The following is a 9,290-nucleotide window of genomic DNA, read 5'->3' as shown; positions in this document are numbered from 1 at the left end:
CTGATACTGAATATACAGGTGAATGCAGGATATGCTCGGTGTAGGTATAAATTGAAAGAAGAAGAAAAAATAAGCTAAGCCAATCATCAATCATCCCTGATCTCTGATTGGCCTGGCTTAATGCTTAATTAAAATTTGGGAAAGTTTATAGGGTTCACATCAATGTCATAGCTGAACTGCACCATGTCTTTCGGGATCATCTCGAGCTTCCATTTTCCGTTCTCTGGATTCTCTATATCATACAGTACTGTATATCTCTTGTATACTCTACCTGACCCCGATTTGTACATTTCTCCCTCAATGGTAGCGGGTATCATCACCACGCGAGGTCCCCAGTAATCGTATGCATCAACGTATCCCGATATGTGAGTGGAGGTTGTATCAGGCGCTATCTCCTGACCGGACGGGCGGTACAAATGCACTGTTAAGTCCTCTTCCCCGGTTTCAAATTGATACCCACCTGTGCTCCACGTTACCGTGACAACCACTCTCGATGAGTTTTGGGGTACATAGAACTCTTCTGTTACGGGTTCATTCAGCAGCCTGTACACCTGGATGGAATAATATTCCACCTGTTCGACGCTATTCTCAGGTCTAACGGCAAGCATACCTTTATAGAAGCCTGCATCTACATCATCGGGGATAGTAACCGATATCTGAAATTCTTCTGACTCACCAGCAGCCAGTGTCAGCTCCGCTGGCTTCACAGATACCCACTCGGGTTTTATCACCCTGCCTATCATGTACCCGTTCTCCGATATTGGTACAAGTTCTACCGTTATATCCTCGTCGCCATTATTCGTCAGGGTTCCATTAAAGAGTATCGTCTGTCCTGGCTTTGCGTATGATGACGACGACGATATCCGGATGTCAATGTAAGTTTTCGGCTCTGGTGGTGAAGGTATTGATGTTGGTGTTGGTGATACGCCATCGTCAGTCTCTGAAACTGCTGGGTGGTAGATCCGCGGTAGCATTTTTACCCAATCTCCGCTTCCGTAATATGCCTGCTTTGGTATCCTTTCAAGCGGTGGCGAAGCATATGCGAGTGCAACACCTGCGAGCAACATTGCAACCATTACTATAGCCACTATACTTCTACTTTTCTTCATCTTTCTATCACCTCCTTCATCTTTTTTAATGTGAGGCTGTGACTATATAAAACTTTCTGCTGGATAAATTAGATTATCTTATCCATGCCTTTTGTAAAACTTGCGTTTCAATATCTCCTTCTCATAGCTCACTATAAGCTCCACAAGGTGCTCATTCACCTCACTTTCATGCTTCAGAATCTCTCTCGCATCTTCTATACTCAGTCCTCTACCGGCGAGTGCGAGCAGAGCGGCTTTACCATAACGGGCAATCAAATCAGCAGATTGGTTCGCTTCCACAACCATGCTTTTTTTCCTTCTTATCTCACGCCTGACTTCTTCCTCATCCGCTTTCAATGCTCCTATGCGCGTTGAATCACATTCTGGACACTTGAGCCTGAACTCTTCACCAATATCATTTATTCGCTTCACCGCAAGAAAACGAAGACAATTTGTACATACAAACGTCAGTTCTTCATCCAGTAACCTCGCGAGCACATATTTCATAATGATGCGATGCATCCGTTGCGGAGGTATCAGCTCATAGCCACTTATCATCGCTGGTATGCTCGCTATGGGACTGCACTCCTCAGATATCAGCAGTGCTATCTTCAGCTCGCCCATATTCACTTGCTTTAATACTTCTGCTGTCAGCTCTATATCAATATCTTTATCCTTCGATTCTCTAATCGCTTCTTCAAATACTGCAGAGCCTTCAAAGCCCCTTATCAGGCTCTCCAGGTCGAGGTCGGTCAGTGATGCGTCTCTTGATATTGCACCAAACCGCCTTGCCACATGGATAAACCTCCTCTTGAATAACCTGCTCCTGAGCAATGCCCTCAATGCCTGCTTCTTTATATCATCACTGCCACTCGTGCTCAACTCGTGAATAATCGCCTCAACATCTTCCAGAGCCAGCTCTGTCCTCAACGATATCCGATAAGGGTCCTGCTGCACACCGACAGGCGTGCCTGTCCGGTCAGATATAAGAGTGGCGAGCAGCATACCCAGTGTTCTATTCACGCGCAGACCAGAAGCGCAATGCAGAATTATAAATTCATTGCATCTCTCGAGTGTCAGTTGTTTATCTGTTGGCACAGGATAGCCACGCTCCACCTGCCGTGACACCTCATCAATAGCACTGAGCGCCACGTCTTTACTGCAGGGATACTTCTTTGTTAGTTCTTCCGCTATCGCATCAATGCCAACGCTTCTTTCAAGCTCCTCTGCTACTTTACGTCTTAGCTCTCCCACCTCATTCGCAACGGCATAAGGTACAGGAATCTCCTCACCCACCCAGCTTGGTACCGACCCGGTTGGGTCTTCCTCCTCCTTCACATATATCCGGTCGCCATAGAGATGCAGTATCTTCCACACACGACCGCTCTCAATGAACTTGTTCCCGGGATTCCCGTACTCAGCGACGAAAGCCTCATCCAAAACGCCCACAGGATTATCACTACTCTCTTCAATGACAAGATAGTGCTTCTCCTCTGGAATCATGGAGAGATGCTCAAAATAATAGCTGTATAACGGCTTTATCCGCTTTGGACGCGCGAATACTCTATCTGATGCTGAGAACCATACGAGCCTTGGAATCCTGGAATGCATGTATTGCAACACAGAGACCAGTTCACGCTCCTCAAGCTCGCTATATGGGTACGCCCTCCTTATCATGCTCAAAGCTTCGTCAAAACTCCAGCTACGTTTCAGCATGAGTAAACCCGCAATTTGATGCGCCAGCACATCGAGTGATTTCATTGGTATCTCAGCAGGCTCCAGCTCTTCCGCAAGTGCACGCCGACAGATCACAAGAGCCTCAAGAGCATCGTCAGAATCCTGAACTATTATTGCACCTGAAGCGATACCGCCTATCTTGTGCCCGCTTCTCCCTATACGCTGCAATAGCCGCGTCACCTGCCTTGGCGAATTATACTGGATGACAAAATCCAGTCGCCCAACATCAATTCCCAGCTCTAAAGAGCTTGTACAGATGATACCGTGCAGTTTTCCTTCTTTGATGCCCCTCTCTGCAGTGATACGTGATAGTTTGGATAGCGAGCCATGGTGGACTCCGATAGGGAAGTTCAGGTCCCAGACGCGGAACCTGCTACCGAGAATTTCAGCCAGTGAGCGCGTATTGGTGAATATCAATGTGGACTTATGCTCCTCTATTAGATTCCTTATCATTCGTAATCGTGCTGCGACCTCAGGGTATGTATAGAGCTCATTTGCGAGTTTGTAGTCTTCTGAGATGACTTCTGGATAATAGACCTCAATCTGCATTGACCTCGAGACCGGAACATTGACGACCTCGCAATCACGTTCAGTATCGGTGCCCACGAGGAATCTCGCCACTCGCTCGGGTGAGCCGATAGTAGCAGATAACCCGATGAGTTGGAAATCACCCCTCTTCAGGTACCGAAGCCGTTCCAGTGCCAGTGCCAGCTGTGAGCCGCGCTTATCACATGCCAGTTCGTGTACCTCATCCACAATCACCCATTTAACCGAAGCGAGGTGCTGACGCATTATCCTGCCAGTTAAGAGTGCCTGTAAGGTCTCTGGTGTGGTAATCAGTACATCGGGCGGCACCATCGCCTGCGCCTCTCTCTCCTTTGTTGTTGTATCACCATGCCGCACACCGAGCCGTAAGTCAAGTCTTTTACACCACCATTGCAATCGCAGGAGCATATCACGGTTCAAAGCTTTCAGTGGTGTTATGTAAAGTACTTTTATGCCATGTGGCTGGGGCTTCTCACGAATTAATGCATCAGCAACCGGCAGGAATGCCGCTTCTGTCTTGCCACTCGCCGTCGGTGCTATCAGCAATACGTTCCTTCCCGCCATTATCAGTGGTATCGCCTTTATCTGTGACTCTGTAGGAGTGGAAAAGCCCTTATCCGCAATGGCTTTCTGGATAGGGATAGAGAAGTAAGAGAACACCCCTGATTGCATAGTCATAGTCTTATAGCCCTGGGAGGAGTGAGGAGAGTAAGCCCCCTTCTGTTTCCGCAGCATTTATCTATGCGCCCTATACGATACGGGCTTGCACCCACGAGGTTGGTCGTTCCATCCGCAGCCATACGACCTCATCCTCTCAGAATCATCGCATAGGTATGGTGCGGTATCGTTTCTATACCAGAGCCAAGACTCTCGCCTTATGCCCTCTCGGCATTCGTGTTTTTTATGGTGGGGGGACTTTCCTCAGCCTTCGTTCAAAGATAAGGAGAAGACCGGCAGCTGCCCTTCCTCTCTCCTCCCCTAATAATATTCTATCTGGGGCATAAATAATTTTTAGGAATAAGGAATAAAGAGAGGGGAGGAAAAATAAGAAAAAAATAAAGTTTTGTCCAGCTCCAAGTACAGCTACACTTACAGCTTACAGCTTACAACTACTTACTTACCCCCGATGATGGGTATAAGACCATCGACTTTATCCCCGCCTATCCTCGAAGGAGCTCTGTTATTCTGACCCTTCCTGTTGTACATACCACCAAACACCCATTTCGGCTCCACACCGGTCAGTATCGCTGTTACCCTCACTTTGCCATCGAAATCGTCATTTATACGCGCGCCCCAGATCACATTTGCGTCTGGATTCAGGTCATAGGTGAGCAACTCCACGATATCGTTCGTCTCTTTCAACTGCAAGTCTTCACCACCGGTGATATGGATAAGAGCACCCCTTGCACCCTGGTAGTCTGCTTCCAGTAGCGGGTGACTGAGTGCATCAGAAACAACAGCTTCTGGTTTGTTATCTGACTTCGTCGTCTCACCCACGAGCATAACTGCGACACCGCCCTCAGCCATCACCGCAGTTAGATCAGCGAAGTCGAGGTTAACGAGCGATGGTTTTGTTATCGTCTCTGTGATGCCCTGGATCGTGGTGGCGATGAGCATGTCCATCACCTTAAAAGCTTCATTCACCGGTCTGTCACCTGCATGCTCCAGTAACTTGTCATTTTCAAGCACGATAACTGTATCTGTCGCCTTTCTCAACTCCTCTATCCCTTCTGCTGCTCTCTGCCTCCTCCTTCTCTCTGCAGCGAACGGGAAAGAGACCATAGCGACAACAATCGCACCCTCCTCTTTCGCTACCTCAGCAACAACGGGCGAAGCCCCCGTACCTGTTCCACCACCCATTCCGGCGGTCAGGAATACGAAGTTCTTACCGGTTACCAGGGCTCTTAGCTTCTCTTTATCCATCTCTGCTGCCTTCCTGCCCACTTCCGGTGAACCGCCAGCACCCAGACCACGAGTAAGCGACTTCCCGATCAAGAGCTTCGTCTTGCACTCTATCGAATCCAGATGTAGCTTGTCGGTATTTATAGCTACTCTGTCCACACCGTTCAGACCACCAAGCAACTCCAACCTGTTCATTGAATTGTTCCCCGCACCACCGACGCCAACGATGGCGAGCTTCGGTACGCCAAACAATTCGTCCTCTTCGGCTGTAACAGCCTCAGGATATCCTATCATCTCTTCTCGCATCTTATTTTTTCACCACTGAATTCTAAAGAAGGGATGGTTATATAAAAGTTTCTATACCAGGACAATCATATAAATAACTTTCGTTATAGAATCGCTTCTACGCCCCACTTCGATTTTATTGCTACCGCGAGCATCTGCGGCACATAAAAGCAATACCAGAGGGAATGGATGACGGAAGCGACGTTGCTACCCGCTCCTTTCATGGATATGACGCTGCGAAATATCGCACAGGAAAGGGTCTGCTGGGTGGAAAGCGAGGGAAGGATCGAGGATTGATGAAGAATTGCAGGTACGTGTAGGAAGAGCTATAGAAGCGCCGGATGAAGGGGGCATTTAGGCGATATGGATATAGTATAGACCTGAAAGTGAAAGCGATATTATTATATTTGTGGGCGCATGAGGGAATTGGATATCTTTAAGCCTATGTTCCATTTCCCGGAACACCTGTTCCATTTTCTGGAACGCCTGTTCCACCTTGCTATTTTATGCTGTTCCAGCCGAGGTTCGTATGGAGTGCCTTAACGCCGAAGGTGCGTGGCGTAGCGCTCCTTAGGAGGTGAATGTGGAAAAGATGAAGAAAAAAGCAACAGTTTTGCTTGCCCTGATAAGCATGTCAGTGTTAGCAATTGGATTGGTAAGCGGTATAGCTACGAACGTTCCACAACCAATAACCGTGGATAGCCAAAAGAAGGTACTAATAGGAGGAAGCCAGATAAGCCCGGGAGAAATAAAAGGGCTCTTGGCTGCTGAGAGTGGCGCGGATATGAATGCTTTAACGGCAAGTATGGACATCAAAGAGTTTTTCAGAGAAGCAAGCGAATCAACTGTGCCATTAGAGATAGATTCGGAAGATGGAGGTCTCTACGCAGAGGGAATCAAATATGAGGTAGGAGAGGCTAAAGAGATAGATGCAGAGGCAAAGGGCTCAATACCAATATCGGGATACGTATCGGCTGGTACTTATGATAGCTGGGGACCAATTTATCTAAGCGCAGGAGAATGGGTCAATGTGGCTATATCTCATAACCCGCCAAATATAGATGTATTGCTCGGGTTTATCAACTCTACTGGAGTAGGCGAGGGGATAATTGACTACGACCACAACGGTGTTGCTTCCTTCTGGTATCAAGCTCCTGCCACTGACTACTATTACGCTATTGTGGTGGCGCCAGATGGTGGCTTCTCTTACCAGGGATATATAACTTGGTGAGAAGAGGGGTGTGCAAGCTGGGCGCATGCATGAAATCGGTGAAAAGGTTTCAGGGGTAGAAAGGTGCAAAAACTTAACGTACTTTTTCCCCTATCTATTTTTTCATCTTTGCGCTTCTTTGTAGAATCGGAATTGGAAATAATTTTTTGTAGAATAAAAAGGGATATAAAAAGATGAAAGAAAAAGGCATTGCCATACTGGTGGTATTGGCATTAATAGGAGTGGGTATGGCTTCCGCTTCCGTTGGATTAATGATGAGAAGAACAGGAGCGCCTCATGAGGATGTATGGATGTATCAGAACCCACTGAAACCACCGAAAATATCACCGAAAATGCAAGTGTCCATGCTTACCGAAGAAGAAAGACAGAACGCCATTCAGATTGCAAAGCAAAATGAAACCGTGAAAGAATACTTAGAACGGGGATACAAGATGCTCGGTATAAGTTCAACTTTTGGCAATATATCAGGTCGTGAAACAGCGATAACAGATGTATATGTCACCCTTAATAAGGATAAAGACTGGGTATTCGCAAATGTAAACCTGAGCGAAGAGAAGGTCACAGGAATACTCAAGTCACGTGGAGAGATTGCAGGGTTTGAGATGCGAAAAGGTAAAATTAAAGCTGTGAACGAGACCGAGATAAGAATAGCAATTGGAGATAGGGAAGGGAAGTTGATAAGGGCGCCGGAAGTGCGGGAATTGACCGAAGAAGAGTGCGAAAAAGCACGAGAAATTGCCCTCTCCGATCCTGAGGTGCAGAACATCATAAACGGAAAGAGCTACGAGCTGAAAATAAGACCAGCGAGTGTAATTATAACAACCGAAGCAGGAGAGGTGGAAACGAAATTTAACGGTGCATCAATAATGTTCGAGCTGGAAGATGGAACGATATACTTCGTGCATGTAGACCTTGAGAAAGGGAAAGTCATAAGGATAAGTCCGCCGCTCTATCGCCACCGATGAATAAATAGATTACGGGATGAGCAAGATGGTGAAGCTTGCCTAAAACTCTTGTGCGATGCCACAATGCATGTGCCCGAAGGGATTAGAATCCTTGACTGCCTGGTATCTCACAATGCCGCGGGAGCAGAGAATATTTCAGAGATATTTATAAAGTCGGGTGATGCTAAGACGCTGTATTTAGAGTTCGTCCCACCTTATAACGTTGAAACCGGCGAGTATAACCTCGTAAGCATCGTTGAATCATCCACGATGTGTATGAACAGAATCTGACGTTGAAGAAGCTTTCATTGCTTTTATTTCTTTTAGTTCATCCTCCGTAAAGTATTCTGTCCATTTCACCGGCACTATCACTTCCGTTATCCCTCCTCCGACAACTTCCTCCTCCATTCGCACCATATTCGCATCTACCAATCTTCTTACGGATTGTATGACCTTGCTTATGGAACAATTCAGATGCTTTGAAATCTCGTAAATAGTGCAGTGCGCGTGACTGCATATGAAATTATAGACCATCCAATCGGTTTCCAAAGCATCCTCCCCTGATACTACTTCTACCTTTGCCTGCACCCCGGTCATAGCTATATATTATGTTTGTCTTGCTACTATTTAAGCATTCTGATTATATTTAGAAAAGCACCCATGTTGAACGAGATAGAAATTGCAGTATTGATCAGTATTTGCCATAAAACCAAGATGAGCAAGAAAGTACACATTCCCAAGCAATATTTTTTAAATAGATTCAAAGGTAGAAAGCGTGTATATGCAGAAAAGGCATTACTCAGTTTAATTAAGAAAGGATATGTGATAAAACATCCAACCAGAGGAGAGATGACTTATCAACTCACGGATTTTGGTAGAAAGGAGTGTATGAAATTTGCGGGAAGCTGATACATACCATTTGCATAAATGCGCTCTATACATGCGCCATTTGCCAATCAAAAAGCTCTCCACGGTGTTCTGTAACTTGTTCCGTTCCCCGGAACACCTGTTCCATTTCTTGGAACACATGTTCCACTACTTTATTATATGCTGTTCCAGCCGAGGTTCGTATGGGGTGCTTTAACGCCGAGGTGGCGTAGCGCTCCTTAGGAGGTGAGCGCGAAAAGGATGAAGAAACGAAGAAAAGAAATCGGTATAAGCGTGCTGCTGTCGGCTACGCTACTCGTAGCAATAGTGTTTGTGCCAATTGCGGGTGCACAGGGAGATCCAGTAAATTCGAGAGATTTAGCATCACACTACCAGAATACTAACTGGAGCACCGTACAATTGTTAGCTACAAGTTATTCCAGTAGTATAACAGACGAAGTATTTTTCCTTAAAAAGGGAGATACAGTGAAATATCTGGAAGTTATAGATGATGGTGACGACCTACAAATAAAAGAACTTAGCCCATCCATTATAAGTTCCGTAAGGAACGAAGAGGTGCTATCTACAAAATATGTGCAAGATGGAAGAGATGTAGCAGAAACCGTCAGAATTTCTGGTGAGGACTACTACGAAATCCATGGCACAATCTTATCGGTCACTGTTAAACAT

10 protein-coding genes and 1 other RNA gene are annotated in these 9,290 nt (G+C 46.2%); 6 read left to right on the top strand and 5 right to left on the bottom strand.

The features are described from left to right. Positions 1 to 128 precede the first annotated feature (128 nt). From J7J01_02115 to ftsZ, 4 genes are all read right to left on the bottom strand, one after another. On the bottom strand, positions 129 to 1,109 hold the full coding sequence (locus J7J01_02115) for a hypothetical protein (protein MCD6209686.1): 981 nt from the start codon (positions 1,107 to 1,109) through the stop codon (positions 129 to 131). Positions 1,110 to 1,187: 78 nt separating this feature from the next. Further along, complete coding sequence (locus J7J01_02110) at positions 1,188 to 4,043, bottom strand: DEAD/DEAH box helicase (GenBank protein ID MCD6209685.1); 2,856 nt, start codon at positions 4,041 to 4,043, stop codon at positions 1,188 to 1,190. A 25-nt stretch (positions 4,044 to 4,068) separates the two neighbouring features. Next, positions 4,069 to 4,344: RNase P RNA component (gene rnpB / locus J7J01_02105), an RNA gene on the bottom strand. Positions 4,345 to 4,484: 140 nt separating this feature from the next. Next, positions 4,485 to 5,579, bottom strand: coding sequence for a cell division protein FtsZ (gene ftsZ, locus J7J01_02100; protein MCD6209684.1), 1,095 nt, complete (start codon positions 5,577 to 5,579; stop codon positions 4,485 to 4,487). 164 nt (positions 5,580 to 5,743) lie between these two features. On the opposite strand from ftsZ, the gene J7J01_02095 reads away from it, so the two are divergent. From J7J01_02095 to J7J01_02080, 4 genes are all read left to right on the top strand, one after another. After that, positions 5,744 to 5,878, top strand: coding sequence for a hypothetical protein (locus tag J7J01_02095; GenBank protein MCD6209683.1), 135 nt, complete (start codon positions 5,744 to 5,746; stop codon positions 5,876 to 5,878). Positions 5,879 to 6,150: 272 nt separating this feature from the next. Then, a complete protein-coding gene (locus J7J01_02090; GenBank protein MCD6209682.1) occupies positions 6,151 to 6,789 on the top strand; it encodes a hypothetical protein in 639 nt (212 codons plus the stop codon). A gap of 173 nt (positions 6,790 to 6,962) precedes the next feature. Then, a complete protein-coding gene (locus J7J01_02085) occupies positions 6,963 to 7,754 on the top strand; it encodes a hypothetical protein (protein ID MCD6209681.1) in 792 nt (263 codons plus the stop codon). 63 nt (positions 7,755 to 7,817) lie between these two features. Then, the gene (locus tag J7J01_02080; protein MCD6209680.1) at positions 7,818 to 8,024 is read left to right on the top strand and encodes a hypothetical protein; all 207 of its coding nucleotides are present in this window, start codon (positions 7,818 to 7,820) and stop codon (positions 8,022 to 8,024) included. Here the strand turns inward: J7J01_02080 and J7J01_02075 are convergent. After that, positions 7,995 to 8,330 carry a winged helix-turn-helix domain-containing protein gene (locus J7J01_02075; protein MCD6209679.1) on the bottom strand — a complete coding sequence of 112 codons (336 nt, stop codon included), beginning with the start codon at positions 8,328 to 8,330 and terminating at the stop codon, positions 7,995 to 7,997. The genes J7J01_02080 and J7J01_02075 overlap by 30 nt on opposite strands. A gap of 63 nt (positions 8,331 to 8,393) precedes the next feature. On the opposite strand from J7J01_02075, the gene J7J01_02070 reads away from it, so the two are divergent. Further along, the gene (locus J7J01_02070; GenBank protein ID MCD6209678.1) at positions 8,394 to 8,642 is read left to right on the top strand and encodes a hypothetical protein; all 249 of its coding nucleotides are present in this window, start codon (positions 8,394 to 8,396) and stop codon (positions 8,640 to 8,642) included. A gap of 219 nt (positions 8,643 to 8,861) precedes the next feature. Continuing rightward, a partial coding sequence (locus J7J01_02065) for a hypothetical protein (GenBank protein MCD6209677.1) occupies positions 8,862 to 9,290 on the top strand: 429 nt, incomplete at its 3' end.

This window comes from Methanophagales archaeon, assembly GCA_021159465.1.
In the GTDB taxonomy this organism is placed as follows: Archaea; Halobacteriota; Syntropharchaeia; order Alkanophagales; family Methanospirareceae; genus G60ANME1.
Note: the sequence above shows the minus strand (reverse complement) of the source record. Positions and strands in the feature narration are given on the sequence as shown.